At 64.1% G+C, this 23178-nt stretch carries 22 protein-coding genes; 18 read left to right on the top strand and 4 right to left on the bottom strand.

From position 1 onward, the window contains the following. Nucleotides 1-132 precede the first annotated feature (132 nt). The gene (locus E3O65_RS17390; protein WP_198411662.1) at nt 133-720 is read right to left on the bottom strand and encodes a hypothetical protein; all 588 of its coding nucleotides are present in this window, start codon (nt 718-720) and stop codon (nt 133-135) included. A gap of 458 nt (nt 721-1178) precedes the next feature. Here E3O65_RS17390 and E3O65_RS04345 point away from each other — a divergent pair, with 458 nt between their 5' ends. The 10 genes from E3O65_RS04345 to E3O65_RS04300 all read left to right on the top strand — a co-directional run bounded on the left by E3O65_RS04345 (nt 1179) and on the right by E3O65_RS04300 (nt 11870). Beyond that, a complete protein-coding gene (locus E3O65_RS04345; RefSeq protein WP_134362608.1) occupies nt 1179-2603 on the top strand; it encodes a sugar porter family MFS transporter in 1425 nt (474 codons plus the stop codon). A 79-nt stretch (nt 2604-2682) separates the two neighbouring features. Beyond that, complete coding sequence (locus E3O65_RS04340) at nt 2683-3255, top strand: glucose-6-phosphate isomerase family protein (RefSeq protein ID WP_198411663.1); 573 nt, start codon at nt 2683-2685, stop codon at nt 3253-3255. Beyond that, complete coding sequence (locus E3O65_RS04335) at nt 3252-4238, top strand: ROK family protein (protein WP_166785647.1); 987 nt, start codon at nt 3252-3254, stop codon at nt 4236-4238. The genes E3O65_RS04340 and E3O65_RS04335 overlap by 4 nt, the downstream gene beginning before the upstream one ends. Further along, on the top strand, nt 4235-5011 hold the full coding sequence (locus E3O65_RS04330; RefSeq protein WP_134362497.1) for a glucose-6-phosphate isomerase family protein: 777 nt from the start codon (nt 4235-4237) through the stop codon (nt 5009-5011). Before E3O65_RS04335 ends, E3O65_RS04330 begins: the two co-directional genes overlap by 4 nt. Nucleotides 5012-5099: 88 nt before the next feature. Beyond that, nucleotides 5100-6185, top strand: a complete 1086-nt coding sequence (locus tag E3O65_RS04325) for a LacI family DNA-binding transcriptional regulator (protein WP_241985675.1) — start codon at nt 5100-5102, stop codon at nt 6183-6185. Nucleotides 6186-6246: 61 nt separating this feature from the next. Then, on the top strand, nt 6247-8061 hold the full coding sequence (locus E3O65_RS04320) for a class I mannose-6-phosphate isomerase (protein ID WP_134362496.1): 1815 nt from the start codon (nt 6247-6249) through the stop codon (nt 8059-8061). A 540-nt stretch (nt 8062-8601) separates the two neighbouring features. Further along, nucleotides 8602-9216, top strand: a complete 615-nt coding sequence (locus tag E3O65_RS04315) for a MarR family winged helix-turn-helix transcriptional regulator (protein WP_134362495.1) — start codon at nt 8602-8604, stop codon at nt 9214-9216. Then, a complete protein-coding gene (locus tag E3O65_RS04310) occupies nt 9209-9574 on the top strand; it encodes a hypothetical protein (protein ID WP_134362494.1) in 366 nt (121 codons plus the stop codon). The genes E3O65_RS04315 and E3O65_RS04310 overlap by 8 nt, the downstream gene beginning before the upstream one ends. Then, complete coding sequence (locus E3O65_RS04305) at nt 9567-10280, top strand: GAF and ANTAR domain-containing protein (protein WP_134362493.1); 714 nt, start codon at nt 9567-9569, stop codon at nt 10278-10280. The genes E3O65_RS04310 and E3O65_RS04305 overlap by 8 nt, the downstream gene beginning before the upstream one ends. Before the next feature lie 573 nt (nt 10281-10853). Next, on the top strand, nt 10854-11870 hold the full coding sequence (locus tag E3O65_RS04300; protein ID WP_338419165.1) for a sigma-70 family RNA polymerase sigma factor: 1017 nt from the start codon (nt 10854-10856) through the stop codon (nt 11868-11870). 369 nt (nt 11871-12239) lie between these two features. On the opposite strand, the gene E3O65_RS04295 is transcribed toward E3O65_RS04300, so the two are convergent. Next, on the bottom strand, nt 12240-13109 hold the full coding sequence (locus E3O65_RS04295) for a serine hydrolase domain-containing protein (protein WP_277870414.1): 870 nt from the start codon (nt 13107-13109) through the stop codon (nt 12240-12242). Between the two features lie 387 nt (nt 13110-13496). After that, entirely contained in the window at nt 13497-13712 is a 216-nt protein-coding gene (locus E3O65_RS04290) for an AsnC family protein (RefSeq protein ID WP_134362492.1), read from the bottom strand. A gap of 252 nt (nt 13713-13964) precedes the next feature. Between E3O65_RS04290 and E3O65_RS04285 the strand changes: the two genes are divergently transcribed. The 8 genes from E3O65_RS04285 to E3O65_RS04250 all read left to right on the top strand — a co-directional run bounded on the left by E3O65_RS04285 (nt 13965) and on the right by E3O65_RS04250 (nt 21760). Then, on the top strand, nt 13965-15479 hold the full coding sequence (locus tag E3O65_RS04285) for a phytoene desaturase family protein (RefSeq protein WP_422386400.1): 1515 nt from the start codon (nt 13965-13967) through the stop codon (nt 15477-15479). 4 nt (nt 15480-15483) lie between these two features. Then, the gene (locus E3O65_RS04280; RefSeq protein ID WP_241985677.1) at nt 15484-16026 is read left to right on the top strand and encodes an SRPBCC family protein; all 543 of its coding nucleotides are present in this window, start codon (nt 15484-15486) and stop codon (nt 16024-16026) included. 3 nt (nt 16027-16029) lie between these two features. After that, complete coding sequence (locus E3O65_RS04275; RefSeq protein WP_134362491.1) at nt 16030-16287, top strand: zinc-ribbon domain-containing protein; 258 nt, start codon at nt 16030-16032, stop codon at nt 16285-16287. Nucleotides 16288-16468: 181 nt separating this feature from the next. Beyond that, nucleotides 16469-16795 carry a TFIIB-type zinc ribbon-containing protein gene (locus E3O65_RS04270; protein ID WP_134362490.1) on the top strand — a complete coding sequence of 109 codons (327 nt, stop codon included), beginning with the start codon at nt 16469-16471 and terminating at the stop codon, nt 16793-16795. 116 nt (nt 16796-16911) lie between these two features. Further along, nucleotides 16912-18084 carry a LolA family protein gene (locus E3O65_RS04265; RefSeq protein WP_134362489.1) on the top strand — a complete coding sequence of 391 codons (1173 nt, stop codon included), beginning with the start codon at nt 16912-16914 and terminating at the stop codon, nt 18082-18084. Between the two features lie 13 nt (nt 18085-18097). Continuing rightward, a complete protein-coding gene (locus E3O65_RS04260; protein WP_134362488.1) occupies nt 18098-19081 on the top strand; it encodes an ABC transporter ATP-binding protein in 984 nt (327 codons plus the stop codon). Beyond that, entirely contained in the window at nt 19068-19973 is a 906-nt protein-coding gene (locus tag E3O65_RS04255) for an ABC transporter permease (protein WP_134362487.1), read from the top strand. Before E3O65_RS04260 ends, E3O65_RS04255 begins: the two co-directional genes overlap by 14 nt. A 299-nt stretch (nt 19974-20272) precedes the next feature. Beyond that, complete coding sequence (locus E3O65_RS04250; RefSeq protein ID WP_134362486.1) at nt 20273-21760, top strand: amino acid permease; 1488 nt, start codon at nt 20273-20275, stop codon at nt 21758-21760. A 25-nt stretch (nt 21761-21785) separates the two neighbouring features. On the opposite strand, the gene E3O65_RS04245 is transcribed toward E3O65_RS04250, so the two are convergent. After that, the gene (locus E3O65_RS04245; RefSeq protein WP_134362485.1) at nt 21786-23009 is read right to left on the bottom strand and encodes a PucR family transcriptional regulator; all 1224 of its coding nucleotides are present in this window, start codon (nt 23007-23009) and stop codon (nt 21786-21788) included. Between the last annotated feature and the right edge of the window lie 169 nt (nt 23010-23178).

Below are 23178 nucleotides of genomic sequence, written 5' to 3'. Positions count from 1 at the left end.
TGGGCTCGGGCTGCTTCCATCTCCTCGAACGACTCTTCCCTCAGTAAGCACGCGGTGCCGCCCTTCAAGGTTCCTCGGATGGATGCGCTCCTGTAGACAATCGAGCAGAAGGGGGGACGGCAGGGCGCTGAGTCAGCAGCTGGTCGCCGACGATGAGGGGTGCGTCTCCAGGGGCTTCGGTGACGCGGGTTCCGTCCATGACCGCAGGGCAACGATCCCGGCGACCACGGCGGTCGCGGCCAGGATCAGGGCGGTCGGGGCGAGCCCGAGCGTTGCTCCGAGTACCCCGGCCAGCGGGTAGGTGATGATGAAGCAGGCGTGGGAGAGTGAAAACTGGGCGGCGAAGACCGCAGGTCGGTTAGTGTCATCGGAATAGCGTCGGAGGAGCCGGGCTGATGGTGTCAGGGTGTATTCGCTTTCCTTGGGCAGGACAACCGGAATCCGAGCCTGGAACGCGGGCGTAAAGGTCACGAAGGGGAGCGAAATCGCAACCCCGGCCCGAAGGACATCCGAGGACACCAGCAGCACCTTGCGAGGGACATGACTGGTGAGCGCAACGTTATCCTCAGCGGCGAACCAACGTCGGCGCCGCACTGGCCCACGCCGAGCGAGCGCATGAATGCGCAGGTCGTGTTCGACGAATTCAGGGTAGGGGGAGGCCCCACCGGTGCGCGAGTTGCCGGATGCCGCCGGGCGCAACCCGGACGCCCTCCAGACCATTCGCACCCCCGTCCGCTACGTCGGCCACATGCAAAGAAAACGACAGAGGCGCCCCACGCCCTGGTGCGCATGCCGAGGCGGCACGTGCCGAGTTCGGAGAGGAGGAGGAAGCAGAATGATGAATCCCAGCCAGACTCGGTCACCCACAGCGCGATTCCGGTATGGAACCAGGATGTGAAGCTCCACGAGAACGGCGAAGGAGGGAAGGCCGACCGATTTAGCCGTTACACCGACTCTGAGGGGTGGATGATCACTTAGGCCGTGAGCAGCTTCTGCCGTTCTTCGATGGGAGCCATGGATGCCAGTCACAGGAGACTCCGAATGGCTGGTTGACATTAGAGCTTGGTAACGTTACCTTTAAGTCGTTCCCAGGGTCAATCTCGTTTTGGCGTAGATACTCTTGGTAACGTTACCTGCGCAGCTTGCAACCACACGAAGGAGTGACTTTGTCAAGTTCAATAAGGCCAGCGGCCAACCAAGAAGCGTCGTCCAATGGCGATGGCGAGCAAGGGGGCCTCGGAGTCGTTCGGATCGCATCCGTAGCGGCTCTGGGAGGATTGCTCTTCGGGTACGACAGTGCCGTGATCAACGGCGCCGTCTCGGCCGTGCAGAGCCACTTCCAGGCAGACGCAACGTCGCTTGGATTTGCCGTTGCCTCTGCTTTGCTCGGGGCGGCTGCCGGAGCACTCCTCGCCGGCCGGCTGGCCGACCGTATGGGGCGGCTGGCCGTTATGAGGATCGCGGCCGTGCTGTTCCTGGTCAGCGCGATTGGAACGGGTTTCGCGCCGAGTCTGTCGGTTCTTGTTTTGTTCCGTATCGTTGGCGGTTTCGGCGTCGGTATGGCGGCTGTGATCTCGCCAGCGTATATCGCCGAGATTGCTCCGTCCCGGGTCCGCGGAAGGCTGGGTGCGCTGCAGCAACTCGCTATCGTGAGCGGGATATTCATCTCGCTGCTCGTCGATTTCATCATCGCTGAGATGGCCGGGGGCTCTGGCGAGCCGTTCTGGTTCGGTTTGGAAGCCTGGCGTTGGATGTTCCTCGCTATGGCGGTTCCGGCAATTCTGTACGGCGCACTCTCGCTGTCGATTCCAGAGTCGCCGCGGTTCTTGATCGCGAAACATCGGGTCTCTGAGGCCAAAGCGATCCTGACTAAGCTGGTCGGCGCGGCGAACATCGATGCCAAGGTCGAGCGGATTCGCGAAACGATGGAGCGTGAGAAGGCCCCATCGTGGCGGGACCTGAAGTCGCCCAATGGAAGGATCGCCCGGGTGGTCTGGATCGGTCTGGGCCTGGCTGTGTTCCAGCAGTTCATCGGAATCAATGTGATCTTCTATTACTCCAACGTGCTGTGGGTCGCCGTGGGATTCGACGAAAGCCAGGCCTTCGTCATCACGATCATCTCCGCGACGATCAACATCGTGACCACGCTCATTGCGATTGCAACGATTGACAGGTTCGGCCGCAAACCCCTGCTCATCATTGGATCGATCGCGATGACGGTCACGCTCACCACGATGTCGGTCATCTTCGGAACAGCGCCCGTCGTCAACGGCAGCCCCGTTCTGGAAGGCGCTCAGGGACCGATGGCGTTGATCGCAGCCAACCTTTTCGTCGTCGCTTTCGGCATGTCCTGGGGGCCTGTGGTCTGGGTACTGCTCAGCGAGATGTTCCCCAACCGTATGCGCGCAGCAGGTTTGTCGCTCGCGACGGGTGCCCTCTGGGTTTCGAATTGGATCATCACGATCACCTTCCCGGGGCTCAAGGACCTTTCGCTGGCGCTCGCCTATGGGTTTTACGCGCTCTGCGCTCTGCTTTCGTTGTTCTTCGTTGTGAAGTTCATCGAGGAGACGAAGGGCAAGGAATTAGAGGACGTTCAAGGTTGATTGCGAGTGTGATCGTGGGGCCGGATTCAGTCGCAGTCGACGCGTCGATGGTTGTCAAAGTGAGTGAGAGGAAATGAAGATGAACGTACCGATGGAGATCAGTGCTCCGCAGTTCGTGACGGACTGGAAGACAGGCGTGGTGACGGGTACGGAGGTGCAGGGAGTTGAGCGGCGGGTTAGCGATCTTGGTGGGGTCTTCGCTGATGAAGGCGCGTTTTCCCAGCTGCGCCCGGATCGCCTGGTGTACCGCACCGCCTGCGTATTCCCTGTTCCTGAGGGCACTGAAGGTGGGGTGTTCTGGGGTACGACGTTTATCGAGCCGGGCACGGTGGGTGCCGAGTACTTCATGACGAAGGGCCATTTCCATGCCAAGGCCGATCGAATGGAAGCCTATTTCACATTCGGTGGCACGGGATTACTTGTGCTGATGGACACCGCCCGCAACTGCTGGGCGGAAGAAATGACACCCGGATCCACGCACTTGATACCGCCCTATACCGCGCATCGCACGGTCAACACGGGTGACGATGTGTTCTCGTTTGGTGCGTGCTGGCCCAGTGACGCCGGGCACGACTATGACAGCATCGCTGAATCCGGGTTCTCCGCCCGTGCGTTGCGAGTCGATGGCATTCCGCGACTGGTACCGGCGTGACCGGGCTGTGCGTGGCCATCGACCTCGGTGGCACCCGGATCAAAGCGGGAGTAGTCGAGAACGGTCGAGTGACCGCGCGGTCTGAACTCGCATCCGACTCCGCGGCCGGTCTGGGGCCGAAGCTTGCAGCGCTGGGCGAATTGGTCGACACGCTTGCTGCGGGACGTACCGTTCACTCCGTGGGCATGGCGATGCCAGGCATAGTCGATCGGCGGTCCCGTCGACTAACGGCCATCAACGCCAAGTGGTCGGACGCAACCGAAATCGACTTCCCAGCCTGGGCAGCGGCCGGCTGGGGAGCACCGCTGATAATTGAGAACGACGCTGTCGCGGCCCTGGCCGGCGAATGGCGCTGCGGAGCCGGTGCCGGGGCTGACGGGGTGGTCATGATGACTCTCGGAACCGGTATCGGGGTCTCGGCCGTCGTCGACGGCCGCTTGCTCCACGGCAGCCACGGCCAGGCGGCGATCGCCGGACACCTGACAGTCGTCGCTGGTGGGCACCAGTGCACATGCGGCAATCGTGGTTGCGCGGAGGCAGAGGCGTCAACGTCAGTGCTGCCGGGTCTCGCCCGGAGTGATCGTCGGTTTGCGACGAGCACGCTGGCAACCGTGGACGCCATCGACTACTCGCACGTCTTCCAGGATGCTGACACCGATCCGCTATGCCGTGATCTTCGAGACCGAGCCCTGGAAGTGTGGTCAGCGTTGGCGGTCTCCCTCGTGCACGCGTACGACCCGGAGATCCTCATTGTCGGGGGCGGAATCGCCGCGGCCGGCGATGCCTTGTTCACCCCGTTGTCCGAATACCTCACGCACTATGCCTGGACTCCGTGGGGCAAGGTCAAGCTTCGTGCCAGTGAGTGTGGTGCAGACGCCGCCGTCCTCGGACTCGCGGCAATAGCGGAGGCCGAGATCCGGTCATCGTCGCGACCTTCCACTACACCGGATGACTCAACGATGAAAGTGAGTTGCTTCATATGACCTTCTATCCAGGGTTCGATATTCAGGCATCCGAGCATCCGATGGGATTTACCTACGGATCGGGCGTTTTCGGCCCGACCCTCGAGTTGCGCCACCTCGACGCCATTCGGCCCAGCCTTCTCGATCCGGCGTGCGATGGGCCAGACCCCGTCTATGCGATCGCCATGGATGTCGGGACCGACGAGGCCAAAGACGACCTCGTCCGGCGCAACTTGCTCTATGGCGCGGTGACATACGCCGCAGGGAGCCTTGGTGTCGAACCAGTCCGGTCCCAGGGGCACGTGCACGCCGTGTCCAAGTCGTGCGGTTCAAGCACCGGGGAACTGTACGAGATCTGGTCGGGCCGGGCCGTAATTCTTATGCAGGAGTCTGATTCGGACGATCCAGGTCGGTGCTTCGCGGTGGAAGCAGGACCTGGACAGCTTGTTGTGGTCCCGCCCGGGTGGGCCCATGCGACAATCAGCGCCGACCGGACCCAGCCGCTGACGTTCGGAGCGTGGTGCGTGCGCGACTTTGGGTTTGACTACACCGGTGTTCGGGCGCATGGTGGGCTCGCGTGGTTCGCCCGGCTCGGTAGCGGAACCCAGATCGACTGGTTACGCAATCCCGCCTACCCGATCAGCCGAGACCTGGACATCCATCCAGCGCGTGACTACCCCGACCTCGGTCTGGAATCAGGAGTTCCTGTCTACAGCCAGTACCTCAAGGATCCAGATCGAATGATGTGGGTGCCGCAACCAGACCTGAGGTCTTGGGCGGGCTTTGTCCCTTAAATCGCGCGTCTCACGTTCGCGGTCGACATGAACCGTCAGTTCGGCCGGTCGGATCCCTCGTGGGCGCCTCCGCCCGTAGGATCGATCCGTGGCCAATTTAAACGCTCACGGTGACCGCGCGGGCGACGGCAAGCCGTCGCCGACCAGCAGCCGCCCGACGGTGCATCGCCCCGCCACCGTCAAGGACGTCGCCAAGCTCGCAGGGGTAAGCCCCATGACAGTGTCGCGGACGATCGCGGGCGGCCAGAACGTGCGCCCCGAGATCCAGGCGCTGGTGTTGGAGGCAGTCCAAGCGCTCGGATACCACCGCAACGACAACGCACGTCGAATGCGGGTGAATAAGGGCAGCGGTCTGGTGGGCGTTGCGATCACAAATCTCGCCAACCCGTACTATGCAAGTTTCGCGCTGGGTGTGGAAGAAGTCGCTGCGCAGCACGGGGTGCGCATCATCATCGGCAGCACGGGGGAAAACACCGAACGGGAACGGCAACTCGTCGCAGACTTCTTGGGTCGCCAGGTCGAGGGACTCGTGCTTGTTCCCGCAGGTGGCGATTCGGAGCACCTCCAGGTTCAGGCCCTGGGGGGGACCCCGCTCGTTCTCGCCTCGCGCGCGCTCGAGGGAGTGGACGCCGATACCGTCCTTGTGGACGACACCGGGGGTGCTCACGCAGGGACGTCCGCATTACTCAAGGCGGGCCACCGGCGGATCGCATACTTGGGCAACGCGGCTTCGGTCTCCACGGGTCATCGCCGGTATGCGGGTTTCTGTCGAGCGCTTGAGGACTATGGCGTGCCGCTGGACCCCGCACTGGTCAAGCGAGGCCAGCAGGACGTCGAAGCGGCACAGATCTCCATGACCGCGCTCCTTGATCTGGAGGACCCTCCGACTGCGGTCTTCTGCGCAAACAACCGGAACACCATCGGCGCACTCAAGGCGATCGGGGCGAGGGTTCAGGAGCGAGGGGGGATCGCGACGGGTCCGGCGATCGTGAGCTTCGACGACTTCGAACTCGCCGAGCTGATGCCTGTTCCGATCACGATCATCGACCACGATGCCCGCCAACTCGGGCGCGAAAGTGCAACCTTGCTCTTTGCCCGGATGGCGCCGGGCGGCGCCATTGCCGCCACTCGTGAGATCGAGATGCCGACGCGGCTCATCGTAGTTCGCTCTTGAAACGTGCTCTCTCGGGAAGATCGTGGTAGGGTTTGGTAACGATACCAAAGATGGGTAGGACATGGCGAACAAAATCCCGGCACCCGGGCGGAACGGCTACGACAAGCTGCCGAGCATCTCGCTGCCGGCGGGGAGCGAGATGTGGACCGGAATCACTGCGTGGGCGGAGATTGACCGCATGGCGGCGCTACGCGCGGGAATCGAGCCGCCACTCGTCATCATTGACTGCTATCCCGGGGTGGATCTGTCGGCGTTGACCGGAGAGATTACCGCCAATCTTCCGGACTACGACGTGGTCGACATGGAGCAGTCGGCGGCGCTGCCGATCGCCGGTATCGACGCGATGATTGCCCGGAATCTCACCGACGACCGTGTCTTCGGACTCATGAGCCACGCCACCATCGATGAGTTCTTCAACCCCGAACGCATCGCTGATCTCGGCCGTCAGCTCATGCTCAGGCAGGCGCCGACGGTGGTCATCGGGTGGGGTGCCGCCCAGGTCCGCACCAGCGACGCGGTCGTCGTGCTCGCCGACATGCCGCGCTGGGAGATCCAGCGACGCCTCCGCGCGGGGGCCCCGAACTGGCGATGCACAAACTTCGACGAGGACATCCTACGGAAGTACAAGCGCGGCTTCTTTGTCGAGTGGCGCGTCGCCGATCGTCACAAACGAACCATTTTCGATCAGATCGACTTCCTCCTCGACACCACCTCTACCACTACGGTCAACGTGGTCACAGGAGACGCCTTCCGCGGGGCGATGAAGCTGGCGACGCAGGGACCATTCCGAGTTGTCCCCTTCTTCGATCCCGGCGTCTGGGGCGGGCAGTGGATGAAGGACCGGCTCGAGCTCGATCCGACGCAGGAAAACTATGCATGGGGTTTTGACTGTGTCCCGGAAGAGAACTCGCTTTTGCTGCAAGCCAACGACGGGAAACGGATGGAGATTCCAGCGATCGACCTCGTCCTCGCCCAGCCGCGGGAGCTGCTCGGCGAAAAGACTTTCGCCCGATTCGGAGCCGAATTTCCCATTCGTTTCGACTTCCTTGACACCATGGGCGGCGGCGAATTATCGCTCCAGGTACACCCCTTGACTGACTATATTCAGGACACATTCGGGATGAACTACACCCAGGACGAGAGCTACTACATCCTGGACTGTGATGACGACGCAGTTGTATACCTGGGTGTCAAAACGGGTGTCGATCCACACCAAATGGTGGCAGCACTGCACGAGGCCACCGACGGCCAGCATCCTTTCCCTGCCGAGGAGTACATCAACACGTTCCCCGTCAAGAAGCATGACCATTTCCTCATCCCCGCGGGAACCGTCCACTGCTCGGGCGCCAACTCGATGGTGCTCGAAATATCGGCAACTCCGTTCATCTTCACCTTCAAGCTGTGGGACTGGGGCCGCGTCGGTACGGACGGAATCCCTCGACCGATCAATATCGAGCACGGCGAACGCAACATCCAATGGGACCGCAACACCGAGTGGGTATCGGACAACCTTGTCGGTCAAGTCGAAGTCCTCTCCGAAGTCGCGGACCTGAGAGAGGAACGAACTGGCCTGCACGAACTCGAGTTCATCGAGGTGCGGAGGCACTGGTTCGCCACCGAAGCGAGGCACGACACGCGAGGCACGGTGAACGTTCTGAACCTCGTCGAGGGCGATGAAGTTGAGATCGTCAGCCCCTCTGGCGTGTTCTCGCCCTTTGTCGTGCACTACGCGGAGACTGTTATCGTGCCTGCCGCAGTGGGTCCCTATGTCGTTCGACGTGGTCCGCACGCCACGAGCGCCAAGTTCGCCACCGTGAAAGCCTCGGTGCGCGGCACGTCTTTCGGCGACGAGGATTCGGCCTCAGCGAGCGTGTGACCTCGTTTAAGAACGCCGTATGGGGGCAGGCAGCCAGCAACGAGTGGGGACCGGGTGAGCCACAGGCCCAACCGAAGAGGGCCCAGGCGGAATCGCTCGCGATCGGCGGTGCCGGCTCCGACGCCCCCTACGAAAACCTCGTGAACCGCCTCGTTCCCGTCTGCGGCGCCCTCCTCGACGCGGCCCTGTGGGAGGGCCATGACAGAGACGTTGACCCGGAGGCGTTCTGGCGACGGAGTCGTGACTGTGGCCCTCACCGATATTCTCTGCTGCCTCACCTCGGTTCCGCAGGTGGCTCCCACCGTGGCGGATGTGACGCATCTGCCTGGGAATCACCGTATTTCGAGACGGTGTCCGGTCTCAAAAATCCTCGCAGCTGAAGGCCTTCACGGTGAGGAGTCGTGTCCGCTGACACCGGTATGGGTTGATACATGGGTCATTTTCTGTCAGCGCGCCATGAAGGCTCCTACGTTGTGGTTCATCAGATTTCGGAAGTTGACGCGGAAAAGTGGCGGCGGCGCGTAATCTACATTTGATAGTTTGTACATCGAACTACTCAAACGTGGATCTATTCGGCAGTGGTCGGTGGTGGCAGTCGGTTGTGATGACGGCAGCGCCGCGAATCCAGCTGGGTACTTGACGTTGATGTCGGGAGAAATCATGGCCAAGGGAAGCGGCTCAGTTCACGTCCTCGAGGGCGTTGCTGCTGCCGTGGTCGTGTTCCTTCGAGCGATGGACGAGGCGCGTGCCGGGATGGCGGCGAGGTCGAGCTTCACGGGCTCGGAAATTCGGATCGGATTTCGGATTTCGGGAGCGGGCCGGGTGAAACCGAAGATGTTGGCCGGTTCCATGGATCTCACGACCGGTGCGGTGACTGCTATCTCTGACCGGTTGGTTGCTCGGGTCATTGCCCGCAGGGCGGCCAACCCGGAGGACCGGCGCAGCCTATTCCTGGAGCCTACCGGGACGGGCGAAACGCTGATGGAGAGCCTCCACGGCGACTTTCGAGCGCGCATCGGCGAAGCTCAGAGGAAGATGTCCCGCGCGGATCAGGAGCTGCCGGAGGTGCGGCTGCTCAGGATTGCGTCAGCCCTTGGTCATGATCTGGAAGACGGACTCGCTGGAACTCACATCTCGGCTGTGAAGCGTGGCTGACGTCCAGAACTCATTCGGTGGCCCTCTGCCTGGTGAATTGATGTGTGCGAGCGATGCCCGGTCGTTTCGGCTGGAGGCGCTCCAGATTGATCGTGGTGAGTGCCCATGGAGGGAGGCTCTGGAGACCGGCGCTCCGGTTCTTGAGCCGAACATCCGTGATCGGCAGCGCCGGGTGTGGCCTGCGTTTTCGCCGGCGGTCATTGCCGAGGACCTTCGTGCGGTATTCGCATATCTTCTGGTGATGGCACCCTCCCGAGTCGCCGGAGTTCGATCTGTGCAGGAGATCGCGGAGGAGATCATCGACCGGCGAGGAAGTCTTGCGGTAAACGACAATCAGATCGACGCGCCTCATGATTGATGGGACGAGAGAAGACCGCCTGATCGATGCGTTTGCGACCCTCGCCGACACCCTGATTGCCGATTACGACGTAGTGGAGCTCCTACAAACACTGGTGGAAAGTTGTGCCAGAATTTTGGACATTGCGGCAGCAGGCATTCTCTTGGCGGACGCGGATGGCGAGCTCGAGGTCGTCGCCTCGACCAGTGAAGCAAGCTGGCTTGTCGAGGTGATGCAGCTGAGCGCTCGGGCGGGCCCGTGTGTGGAGTGTTTCTCCGCCGGGATGGTCGTATCCCTGCCCAACATAGAGGATAGCCCGCCCGAGTGGCGGCGGTTTCAAAATAGCGCACGGGAGCAGGGTTTCGCGGCGGTACATGCGATTCCGTTACGGCTGCGTGAGACAACCATTGGTGCCCTCAATTTGTTGTCAACTGTGCCCGGCGCCCTGCGTCCACAGGATGTTCGCGCGGCTCAGGCCTTGGCCGATGTCGCTACGATCGGGATTTTGCAGGAACGCACCCTGAGGGAGAGCAATTCGGTACGGGAGCACTTGCTGACCGCGTTGAACTCACGAGTGGTCATTGAGCAAGCCAAAGGCGTGATTTCCTATTCCCGCGGAATCTCCCTTGAGGAGGCATTCGCGATGCTCAGGAATCACGCTCGCAGCAATCACCTGTTGCTGTCCCAGGTCGCCCAAGGCCTCGTCGACCACACCCTCGTCATATAGCGACAGGTGATCTGCGTTTCTCGTGGTGGGGGTTGAGTAGGTGGGGTGTATCCGACCCCGTCAACGTCTGGCGGATTACTCACTCCGCATCGCAGGCTGCCATCGCCCGCACACGCGCCGGACAGGGAGGCCTGCAACGGACTCATTTCGCTGGCTGCGAGCGAATGGTGAATTCAAACGACCAAATTCTAGGCAAGCTGCAGGGCTAAGGATCGGAATTATGCGCATGCTGCCAGGGGTACGACTTTCGGCCCAACTCAACGCGATTTTGCCTCTAGAGGAGGCCGCTTCGAGTGTGTAACGTCTTCTCATAAATGTTTGGTTAGGTTTCCATGTTTGGTAGCGACGATTCCCTCAGCCCCCGTTGCGGAGTGAGCGGCACCGAGGTTTCTCCGATGTCCTGGCTGATCCAGCGTCGCAGACGAACGCCAAATCATGCCCTGGTTTTGCTGGGGTTCGTCCAGCAGATCGATGACGTTTGCATGGGACGGCTGTGACGCGGCCGCTGGCGAGTCCGTATGTGCTGTCGACGGCGAGTGCTGTGGTCAGCATCACGAGTAGGTCGGTCACCCGGTGAGTGCGCCGGACGAAGACGCCGTGGCCGTGGAGGTGTCTGACTCCGAATCGGCTCAACCTGCCTGGACCGCAGCCCCACCCGTATCCGTGCCTCGTCCCTCGCTGGCACGAGTTGCTCGGGGCGCAACGGACACGTTCGGTTTCTACCTGCGAAAAATCGGACGGGTGGATCTTCTCACCGCGGCGGATGAGATTAACCTGGGTCGGCGGATGGAGGTGGGCCTGATCGCGGCCGCTCGTCTCGCCCGGGGTGTCGCCGATCCGGCTCTGACCCGGGACCTCATCTGGCTGGTTCGGGACGGTGACCGGTCGAAAACACGGTTTATTGAGGCCAACTTGCGCCTGGTGGTCAGCGTCGCCAAGCACTACTCCGGCCGCCGGATTCCGATCATGGACCTCATCCAGGACGGTAACCTCGGCCTGCTGCGTGCCGTGGAAAAATTTGACTACACAACCGGGTTCAAATTCTCTACCTATGGAGTCTGGTGGATCCGGCAGTCCATCCACCGCGGCATGGTTGGTGCTGCTCGAACCATCCGGATCCCGTTGCACGCAGTGGAGAAGCTCAACAAGATCAAACGCATCCGCAGCGACCTGACCGGCTCCCTGCACCGCGAGCCCACCCTGGCGGAGCTTGCCGAGGCCTGCCGTGCACCGATGGCCGACGTGCGGGCATTTCTCGATTGGGACGTCGAGCCCATCTCTTATCAGACCCCGCTCGGGGAGGGCTTAGCCGACATCTCGGAGCTGATCATGGACGACGACCTGCCCCAGCCAGAGGAATATGCGGCGCTTGCCCTGCGCCGCTCTGACATCACTTTTCACCTTGATGCGCTGCCCACACGTGAGCGCATGATCCTGGAGTCCCGGTTCGGGTTGAACGGTGATCAACCTCGCACCCTCGATCAAATCGCCGTCCGGGAAGGTGTGACCCGAGAAAGAATTCGCCAGATTGAGAAGCGAGCCTTGGCGATGATGCGCACGCCGGCGCTCGAGCTCTACCTGCGAGAGTGACCCGACGCGCGCCGCGTGACACGGTGTCGCGCAGCGCAATCCGGAACGTGCCGAGAACGCAGGTATTCCTCGGCCGGCTGCATCTTGGCCGCTCAGTCACGCGAGTCTGTGGTCGGATTCTTTGCCACGCATCCGACGGCCCAGGATGAGTTCACTACTCGTCAGTGGAGATGGCGTCCACTGAGAGAATCGAAGGAGCGATCACACAGGGTCGCCGCAGGGAGCAGAAAGGCACAGCCAATGCTGTGGCTGTGGGGACTCGGGGGTGGTGCTCGAGCAGAGCAGCGTCTTGTCAGACGGGAGCAGCGTCGAGGATACCGTGCCGGGGAGGTCTTTGGCTGCTCTCTCGATCATGCTGCACGCCAATCGTCAGCCGGTGGCGGTTGTTCGGCCCCGGGATCGGGCGAACTCCGTTAGGAGGCGAAATCCCTGCCTGTCGACAGATCCATGGACTGCCGCGAGCACAACAACTCCGACGCCCGCATCTCGGTCGAGGCCGATCCAGCTGCTGAACCCCCCGGTACTGCCGTTGTGCCAGGTGATTGCGCGGCCCTGGAACTCAAGGGTGATCCACCCTGCACCGATACCGACCCTGGACGAGAATTGTGAGACCGGCTCGAGCGCGGATAGACCCCGAGTTGATCCGTCGAGGATCGAGCTGAGGAAGCCGCGCATCGTGCCTATCGTCGCGCGGACACCTCCTGCAGGCGCGAGCCCCTCACCTACCCAAGCGGGCAGTGGGCGTCCGAATCGGCTGAACCCCGTCAGAGCCATCGGCCCAAGGTCCTCAGGTCGAATGGGCGTCGAGAATCCCTCGCCCAGGACAGACTGCAGGAGTCGTTCATAGGTAGTCCCGGCGGCTTGCGCCACGGCGTGCCCGAGCAACTGAAAACCGAGGTTCGAGTACCTGGGTCGGGGGGAGCCAACTCGCACGTTGCGAGTCTGTTCGAGGAGATCAGCGAGCGAATCACCGTAAGGGTTGTGCCCTCGGGACCAGAAGTCGACGGTGCGGCGAAGTGGATGCATCCCGGGAGGTAAGCCCGGAAGGCCGGAACGGTGAATGGCCAGGGAACTCAGGCGCACTGAGCCGACCTCTCCACGGCCCTCGAGCGAAAGCAAGTCGCAAAGGTCCGTCGTCTGCGAGACGAGACTGCGCTCGGTCGCGTCCCGATACAACATGCCCGTGAGTGCCTTCGAGATCGAGCCGATCTCGAAGGTGGCATGGTGGTCCGCACCCACCGTTGCGGTCAATCCGCCCTGAGGGGTGATCACTGCCACTGCTGCTGCTCCGGTCGAACGGAAGACGCGGCCCACAGCGCGAACAAGTTCAGCATCCCCACTCCACCCAATCGTCACGAAGGCTCTCTTTCCGCACGTTCTCGTTGTTCGTCAACCTTTGTTGACGATGCCTATAGTCTGACCATAGGTGATCCATTCGCCAAAAGTCAACGTTGGTTGACGCAAATGTTGATTCGGTGGCACCGCAGTCTCGCTGCGAAGTGATGGTGCAGCAGGCTGAGGCGAAAACGCATAGAAGTCATCGCTGAACAGTCGGGTCCTGAACCGTCCATGCATTTCGACGAGGCGGTGTGATCCTCGGTGCTGGCGTGGCTCTCTGACTGCGTGCTACCGTTTGCCGTACTTTTTGTGGACAGCCTGCTTGGTGACGCCGAGGCACTGGGCAATGGCTTCCCAAGACAGCCCGGCCTGACGGGCACTGCGAACGAGGCCTGCCTCACTGCGCCCCACCTCTCGATGGAGCTCGGCAATGATTTGCAGTGCCTCAGCTGGTCCCTTGCCGTCCATCGCTCCGACCAGTGTCTTCAATCGCTCCGCCTGCATTCGTCAATACTAGTTGACGATAGTGGGCGACGACGGGTTCGATTCAGAAGGACGCGAGTGGGCCCAGTGTGCCCGAGTGTCGGCACCCATCCGCATGCCTCCGGCTCGGCGGCGCGGCTCCGCGGCTTTGCGTCGGAAGCAGGCGTGGCGTCGTCATCGACGTGGGGCGTGGGGCGGCCGCCGGCGACCTGGTTCCTGTGAACGATGTCAGGGCCGACGGGGAAACTCTTCCGAGAACGAGTGGGGGATGAGATGGTGACTGGGCAGCGAAAAGTGACGGACGTCGACGCGATCGTGGTCGGCTCCGGGCCGAATGGCCTGGCCGCGGCGGTGACCCTGGCCAGAGCCGGGCTCTCCGTGCGCGTCTACGAAAAGTCCGCCGGCGTTGGTGGCGGCGCCGCCACAGCGGAACTAACCCTGCCGGGCTTCCACCACGACGTCTGCTCCGCCGTGCACCCGCTTGCCTTGGCTTCCCAGTTCTTTCAACGGTTCGGGCTCGCGGATCGGATCGAATTGGTCGTTCCGGAGGTCTCCTACGGCCACCCGTTGCCGGGCGGCACCGCGGGCCTCGCCTATCGCAGCCTGACGCGGACCGTCGCCGAGCTGGGCCGAGACGGACCGGCCTGGAACCGGTTGTTCGCGCCCCTCGTGTCTCATGCTGAGCAGGTGGCCGAGTTCACCGGTGCGCAGCTTCTGCGGCTGCCACAGCACCCGGCCACCGCTTTGCGCTTCGGCTTGCGCGCACTCGAACAAGGCAGTCCGCTCTGGGACCTGCGTTTCTCCGGTGAGATCGCGCCCGCCCTGCTCACCGGCGTCGGTGCGCACACGATCAGGGCCCTGCCCAGCATCGCCACGTCCGGTGCCGGTCTCACTCTTGCCACGTATGCCCACGCCGGCGGTTGGCCGATCCCGGTGGGCGGCAGCGGCGCGATCGTGGCCGCGCTGGTCGACGATCTGCTCGCTCACGGTGGCGAGATCGTCACGTCGACCGAGGTTCGGCGGCTGAACGACCTGCCACCGGCCCGGGTGGTGATGCTGGACCTGACGCCTCGGGCGCTGCTGCGGCTCGCCGAGGGCGAGCTGCCCGATGCCTACGCGAGAAAGCTTCGCGCCTTCCGCTACGGCAACGGCGTCGCCAAGGTCGACTTCGCCATCTCGGATCCGGTGCCCTGGCAGGCCACCGAGTTGCGGGCGGCGGGCACCGTGCACGTGGGTGGCACCCGGGCGCAGATGCGGCGGGCCGAGAACGCCGTCGCACGCGGAGGTCATGCCGAGGAGCCCTATGTTCTCGTGTCCCAGCCCAGCGGCATCGACCCTAGTCGCGCTCCGGCCGGTCAGCACACCCTCTGGGCGTACACCCATGTTCCACGCGGTTCCACCATCGACCAGACCGACGCGATCGTGCGCCAGATCGAGCGGTACGCCCCGGGATTCCGCGACACGATCCTGGCCAGCACGGGTCGCACCGCCACGAATATGGAACAGCTCAATCCCAACTACATCGGCGGGGACATCTCGGCCGGCGAGGTGAGTCTGACCCAACTCCTCCGGCGGCCGGTCCTGTCCCCGGACCCCTGGCGCACTCCCTTGCGAGGGGTGTATCTATGCTCGTCGTCTACACCGCCGGGCCCGGGCGTGCATGGTCTGGCCGGCTGGCACGCGGCGCTGAGTGCTCTTCGCCACGACCTCGGGGTGCACACCGCGCCCGATCTTTCCCCGACAGACCAGAAATCGACCGACCAGATGACGACCGACCAGAATAGGTGACACTGTGGCCGTTAACCACCACACCATGAACTGCCCGCCCGAGAACGTCTTCGCGGTTTTGGCCGATGGCTGGCTCTACCCGAGCTGGGTGGTCGGAGCCTCCCGCATGCGGGCTGTCGATGCGACGTGGCCGGAAGCAGGAAGCGGCATCCATCACTCGGTGGGTGTCTGGCCGGCCCTGATCGACGATTCCACGTCTGCTTTGGAGTGGGACCCACCCCGGCATGCGCTCTTCAGGGCGCGTGGCTGGCCGGTCGGCGAGGCCCATGTGGCCCTCGACGTTAGAGCGCGAGGCAACGGATGCATCGTGCGCATCACCGAGGACGCCACCGCCGGCCCCGGCCGGTTCGTGCCCCTATTCCTTCGCGACTCGGCGATCCGGATGCGCAACGTGGAGACTCTGCGGCGGCTGGCATTCCTTGCTGAGGGCGGCGCCGGGAAGGTCCCCCAGGTGCCAGGAACGACCACAGTGTCGAAGTCGAAAAAGGCGGAAGCTGCCCAGAGCATTCCCAATATGCCCGACCACACTGCGACGCTGGGGAAGTAGATCGTGTTCCTTCTCTTCGGCACCCGTGCCCATCGTGCGGTGATAAACGTTGTCTCGTTCGTGTGCGGATACTGCGGGGTTCTCGCACAGCAGCAAGTGCTGAAAAAGTCCACGAAATTCACGCTGTTCTTTGTTCCTCTGTTCCCTCTGGCGAAGTCTTACGCCAACGAATGCACCAACTGCGGCGGCACCACACGCCTCACTGCCACCCAGGTACGGCACTCCATGGATTGGGCGACACCACACGCCTCAGCAGACTAGGGAGCGGAGTCATCCGTGCCCGGCCAACCGTTGCCCGCGATTCGTTCGTTGCGGATGGCGCCGCCGATCCAACCGGAATCGCCCCACTGCCCACCGGGGCGACCGCTGTCCCCGGCGGCTCTCAGGATCAGCTCGGTCTGGCTGTCTAGGATCGGAACCCCACGACGTCCCGGAGGATCCCATGAAGTGCCCCAACGACTCAACCACCCTCGTCATGACTGAACGCAGTGGCGTGGAAATCGACTACTGCCCCGATTGCCGCGGCGTGTGGCTCGACCGAGGCGAGCTGGACAAGATCCTCGACCGGGCCGAAAAGGAATTCGCTCAGGCTGCACCGGTCCAGCCGGTTGCCGCCACACCGGTGCAGCAATACCCGGACCCGCGCACCCGCGCGCCGCAATACGGCGACCGTGATCGGAGCCACGACGACCGGGACCGTGGCTACGACAATCGTGACGGGTATCGGCCCAAGAAGAAGGACAACTGGCTGGGCGAACTCTTCGGCTAGGCGTGCCCGGCTCCGCGCCGCTGTTTGTGGGCAACCTCCCAGCGGGATTCCAAGCCCACTGTCAGAGCCTCGGCGTAGCATCATAGTATGAATCGTTTCGGAACAGGTCGTTGATCATGTCACGCAATTCAGTCAAGTGGTTCCCCGCCATCGTCGTTCCCGTCGTCATCGTCGCCGGCGTGCTCGCTGTGCCGCTGCAGGCCGGTGCGGCCGTCGACTTGCCCGACAAGACGCCCGAGCAGGTCCTCCTGATGGTTAGCGACAGCACCGTGAACGCCTTCTCCGGAACCGTCGAGAAGACCGCTGAGTTGGGCCTGCCCGACATCGACCTCGGCGCCGGCATGTCCGGGTCCATGGAGGAGTCGACGTCCGAGTCCGCGCCGGAGGGCACGGCTGAGACCGGGGCTGCGGCAACAGGCGTTCTCGCATCCGTCATGGAACTCTTCAGCGGAGCCCACACGGCCAGGGTCTACGTCGACGGCAGCGATGCCGACGGCCCCGCGAAGGCCCGCGTGCAGATCCAAGACCGTATGGCCGAGCGCAACGTGGTGAGTAACGGCACGGAAGTCTGGACCTACGACTCCGAGACGAACACCGCCAGCCACCTGGCCATCCCCGCCGAAGCCCGGGCCGCCGCTCAGGCGAAGATCGCCGAGATGGCAGCCACCGCCCCCGCCGACCTCTCGACGCCCTCGCAGGTCGCCGACCGCTTCCTCAGCGAGATCGACCCGAGCACCACCGTCTCGGTCGGCACCGACGGCACGGTGGCCGGACGCACCGCCTACGAGCTGGTGCTCACTCCCAAGGCCACCCAGACCCTCGTCGAATCGGTGTCCATCTCCGTCGACTCCGAGACGGGCGTGCCGTTGCAGGTCACCGTGCGTGCCGACGGTCAGGACGACCCGGCCTTCCAGGTCGGCTTCACCGACGTCGACTTCAGCACACCGTCTGCCGACCTGTTCGACTTCACCCCACCGGCCGGCGCCACCGTTGAAGAGGTCGCCCTGCCGGTCATGCCCGAGATGCCTGCCGATCAGCCCAAGCCCGAGATCCCGGCCGAGAACCTTCCCGTCGTGACGGGAACCGGCTGGGACGCCATCGTGGAGGTGCCCGCGGCATCCGTTCCATCCGAACTCAGTGCCAACCCGATGCTGTCGGAACTTGCGACTGCGGTCGACGGTGGGCAGCTTTTCTCCACCGCTCTCGTCAACGTGTTCCTGGCTGACGACGGTCGTGTCTTCGCCGGATCCGTTCCGGTGGAGCTGCTCCAGGCCGCCGCCGACGCCTAATGATCACGACACAGTGACATCCGTCACCCCGGCTCCCGATCTTGCGATCGAGAGCCGGGGTCTCACCAAGCGCTTCGGCGGGCAGATCGCCGTGAACGAAATAAACCTGGCCGTTCCGCGCGGGTCGGTCTTCGGGTTTCTCGGCCCCAACGGCTCTGGCAAGACCACCAGCATTCGCATGCTGCTCGGCCTGACCCAGGCCAGCGGCGGCCAGATTCGTGTTCTGGGCCAGAGCATGCCCGACAGTCTTCACGACGTGCTTCCCCGCGTCGGGGCACTCGTGGAGGGGCCCGCGTTCTACCCGTTCCTCTCCGGGGCCGCCAACCTACGCCGGCTCGACACGGCCGACCGCAACGCCCCGTCCCGCACGCGCGCCGCGCGGGTCGAGCAGGCCGTGGCGCGGGTGGGACTCACTCACGCCGCCGGCAAAAAGGTGGCTGCCTACTCGCTCGGAATGAAGCAGCGACTCGGCATCGCCAACGCGCTGTTGCAGCCGAGGGAACTGCTCGTGCTCGACGAGCCCACCAACGGGCTCGACCCGCAGGGCACCCGCGAGGTGCGCAGCCTGGTGCGGTCGCTTGCGGCCGAGGGCACCACGGTTTTCGTCTCGAGCCACCTGCTCGCCGAGGTGGAGCAGATGTGCACCCACGCCGCGGTGATGAGCGGCGGCAACCTCGTGGCCCAGGGCACGCTGGCCGACCTGCGTCACGTCGGCCAGACGCGGGTGCGCGTGCGCACACCGGATGCCGCCGCGGCATCCGCCGTGCTGACCCGACTCGGCCTCACCCCGGTGCAGAGCGACGTGCCCGAACAGGACCCGTGGGTCGCGGCTCCGCTGCCCCGAGACCTGTTGACCGGCCTGACCGGCCAGCCGGAGACCATCATCGCGGCCCTCGTGGCCGGCGGTGTTCGCGTGCGCGGTTTCCTGATCGAGGAATCCAGCCTGGAAGAACGCTTCGTGGCACTGACCGGAGAAGGTTTCGATGTCCTCCAATAGCGTGCCCGTTACGAACACGAACACGAACACGAACACGAACACGGACACGAGCCCGAGCCCGAGCAGGCACCGATCCGGCGGACTGGCCCTGCTCGGCTCCGAGTTGACGGTGCTGTTCCGTCGCCGCCGCACCTGGGCCATGCTCGTCGCCGTCGCATTGATCCCGATCCTGCTCGCCGTCGCCGTCCGGCTGTCCTCGGAAACCCTGGCCCCGGGCGAGGGGCCGCCTTTCCTCGACCGCGTCACCCAGAACGGCCTCTTCGTGGCGTTCACCGCCATGATCGTGGCCATTCCGCTGTTCCTCCCGCTCACCATCGGCGTCGTCGCCGGTGACACGATCGCGGGGGAGGCCGGCCTCGGCACCCTGCGCTACCTGCTGGTGGCACCGGCCGGCCGGGTGCGCCTGCTGCTCGTCAAGTACGCCGGCGTGGCCGTGTTCTGCCTGGCCGCGACGCTGACCCTGGCAGTAACCGGAACCCTGATCGGCGCCGCCCTGTTCCCGGTGGGACCGGTGACCCTGCTGTCGGGCGACGTGATCAGCGTTCCGGAATCCCTGCTGCGCTCCGCACTGATCTCGCTCTACGTGACGGTCTCCCTGCTCGGCTTCGCGGCGATCGGGATGTTCATCTCCACCCTCACCGACGTCCCCGTGGGGGCCATGGCCGCCACGGTGGTGGTGTCGGTGGTCGCGCAGATCCTTGGTGTGCTCCCGCAACTGGCGTGGCTGCATCCGTGGCTCTTCAGCCACTACTGGCTGGGCTTCGCCGACCTGCTGCGTCAGCCGATGGACCTTGGCTCGTTCGGCGACAACGCGCTGCTGCAACTGGGCTACCTGGCCGTGTTCGGCGCCCTCGCCTACGGCCGGTTCTCCACCAAGGACATCCTGTCCTGAACTGTCCTGGTCTGGACTGGTCTTCTATCGATCCAGGGTTCCCGAACAGCCGACGATCTTTCCGACACGGATGCTCGACAGCTGTCGATCCCGGCTGGCCGGCACGCATGCGCCGCGGTCGGGGGAGCGGGGCGGAGGCCAACCGCGGGGGTCGTTCTGGTTCGGGGCCCCCGTTCGAGGCACTACCGTTGCAATTCAGAACCGCGCTGATCGGGCCTCACAACCGTGACGTCCCCAGCGCGGTTGACACGGTCGTCCTCTGGGTGGCTGCGTCTGTGCCGTTTTGAGGAAGTGGACCCATGCCTGAACGCACCACCGCAAAGACCGGAACCACGAGCACTGGTTCCGTGACCCGAGATTCCCACGCGGAGCCGAACCTCGCCCGATCTCTCAGCCGGCGGCACATCCAGATGCTCGCCATCGGCGGCACTATCGGAACCGGCCTGTTCATGGGCGCCGGAAAAACCATCTCCCTTGCCGGGCCGGCCGTGATCTTCGTCTACATGATCATCGGCTTCATGCTCTTTTTCGTGATGCGGGCCATGGGCGAGATCCTGCTGTCCAACCTCAACTACAAGTCGTTCAGCGACTTCGCTGGCGACCTGCTCGGCCCCTGGGCGAGTTTCTTCACCGGCTGGTCGTATTGGGCGTTCTGGGTGGTCACCGGCGTGGCCGACATCGTGGCCATCTCCGGCTACGTCGACGTGCTGGCACCGGGCACGCCGCTGTGGATCCCGGCCCTCCTCACACCGGTCGTGCTGATCGTGCTCAACCTGCCGAGCGTCAAGGCGTTCGGTGAGGCAGAGTTCTGGTTCGCCCTGGTCAAGGTCATCGCCATCCTGGCTCTGATCGGCACCGGCCTCGTGATGATCGCCACCCGCTTCACCTCGCCCTCGGGCGCCGTGGCCGGTTTCGAGAACATGTGGAACGACGGCGGCATGTTCCCGCACGGCGTGGCCGGATTCGTGCTCGGCTTCCAGATCGCCATCTTCGCCTTCGCCGGCATCGAACTCGTCGGAACCGCGGCCGCGGAGACCAAGGATCCCGAGACAAACCTGCCTCGGGCCATCAACACCATTCCGCTGCGACTGCTGCTCTTTTACGTGGGTGCCCTGGTCGTCATCATGTCAGTCAACCCGTGGCGCACTATCGACCCTGGCAGCAGCCCATTCATCGGCATGTTCGCCCTCGCGGGGCTCGGGGTTGCGGCCATCGTCGTCAATCTGGTCGTGCTCACCTCCGCCGCGTCGAGCGCCAACTCCGGAATCTACTCCACCTCTCGGATGGTTTACGGCCTCGCGCAGGACGGCAATGCCCCGAAGGCGTTCGGCACCCTGAGTCGCCGCAAGGTGCCGCAGAATGCCCTGCTCTTCTCCTGCATCTTCCTGCTTGCCGGGCTGGTTCTGCTCTACACCGGGGATTCCTTCATGGGGGCGTTCACGCTCGTCACCTCGGTCGCATCGGTGCTGACGATGTTCGTCTGGTCGATCATCATGGTCAGCTACCTCGCCTTCCTCCGCCGCCGTCCGCAACTGCACGCGGCGTCCGCATACCGGATGCCCGGGGCCCGGTTCATGCCCTGGGTCGTGCTGGTCTTCTTCGCCTTCATGCTCTGGGCACTGGGCCAGGCGGAGGACACCCGCCTCGCCCTGGTCGTAGCCCCGCTCTGGTTCCTGTCGCTCGGCGCCGCCTGGCACGTCAACCGCAGGGCGCCCCTTCAGCAGGCCAGGATCGAAGAATGGAAGTCCGAGGCCCGCGCCGAAAAGGCCGCGCTCTTGCGGAGCTAGCGCTGGAGCGGAGCTGGCCCTGGGGCTAGATCCGGGGCCGGCGCGACCAGCGGTCGGCCTTCATGGCCAGGTGCAGTTCCAGCCGAACCTGGCCACCCAGCGGGTCGGCTCCGATCAGCGTGCGGATCTTCGCCAGCCGGTTGTAGATGCTGCTGCGGTGCAGGTGCAGGACCGCCGCGACATCCTGAACCGACCCGTCGGTGTCGTAGAGCAGCTCCAGCATGGGCAGCAGTTCGTGGTTGACGTCGAAGTCCCGCAGCTCGGCGAAGTAGACCGATTCGACGGGGGAAAGGTTGCGGCTGCTGGCCGCGAGGAACTGGTAGACGCCGATCTGGCGGAAGTCGGCGATGGTGCCCAACCTGGCGTCGACGGCGGCGGCCTGCACCGCTTTGCGTGACTGGACGTAGGCATCCGGGAGCCGCCGGAGGTCGGTGAAGACCTCGCTGAACCCCATCAGATCGGGACGTTCGGGGGTGCCGCCGCGCCGGGCGAGTTCAGCCCGGTACCGGTGCAGGATCTCGGTGTGGGCAACCTTGCCCGGGGAATCCCGGAGCAGCACGATCGCGTGGGTCTCGGTGCCGGCGCTGAACCGGGCCGCATCGATTCCGACCGTGGCGTGCAGGGCCGAGATGCGCTGCAGCAGAACGCCGGCCTCAGGGTCGGGCGTGCCCTCCCCGGCGTGATGCTCGTCGGGGCGGGGCATCAGTGTGGCGAGGTGCCAGGGTCCGGTCGCGTGGATCTGCGGCCAGCCCGCGATGTCATCGATAGCGGATGTCCCCGCGTGGCAGGCGGCGAGGAACCGTGCTTCCCGCTGGCGGCGGTGCTCGGACTCGGCGGTGTTCGTGTCGAGCAGCGTCTCGGCGAGCCGGTCCAGCTTGCCGCGTACAGCCGGCAGCTCACGGAGGATCTCCTCCGGCGAGTCGTCGTGCGACCCCTGCATCGCCCACAGGTAGCCCACCCGGAACCCCCGCACCATGAGTGGCACGCAGACCCGGCCGAGCATACCCAATGCGGCGTTGGCGGGAACGACCACGGGGCGCACCGCCGTGTTGATGCCGTGTTGCAGTTGCCAGGCGCTGACGTCGGCAGGGACCTTCTTGCTAAGCAGGAAATTGACCCGCACGCTGTCGGCGAGTGGTTGGTCGCGGCTGTAGGCCAGCAGGCCGCCGTCGAGGTCCTCCAGCGAGAGCGCGCGGTCGAGACGGGCCGCTAAGTGTTCGACCAGGTCTTCGACTTCCGCGGTTTTCATTGGCTCAATGCTAGGGGCCGGAACAGACCCGAAACGGACATCAGGCGACGTTTGACGGTTTCTCACTCGACATTTGTCGAGTGACAAATCGGTTTTCCGTTCCGGGAGCCCGCGGTCGAGTGCCAGGTCGGTGCAAGGGGTGGCAGTAAAAGACCTGAATGGGGCCGGT

This window comes from Cryobacterium breve (genome assembly GCF_004402375.1).
Taxonomy (GTDB): Bacteria; Actinomycetota; Actinomycetes; order Actinomycetales; family Microbacteriaceae; genus Cryobacterium; species Cryobacterium breve.
Note: the sequence above shows the minus strand (reverse complement) of the source record. Positions and strands in the feature narration are given on the sequence as shown.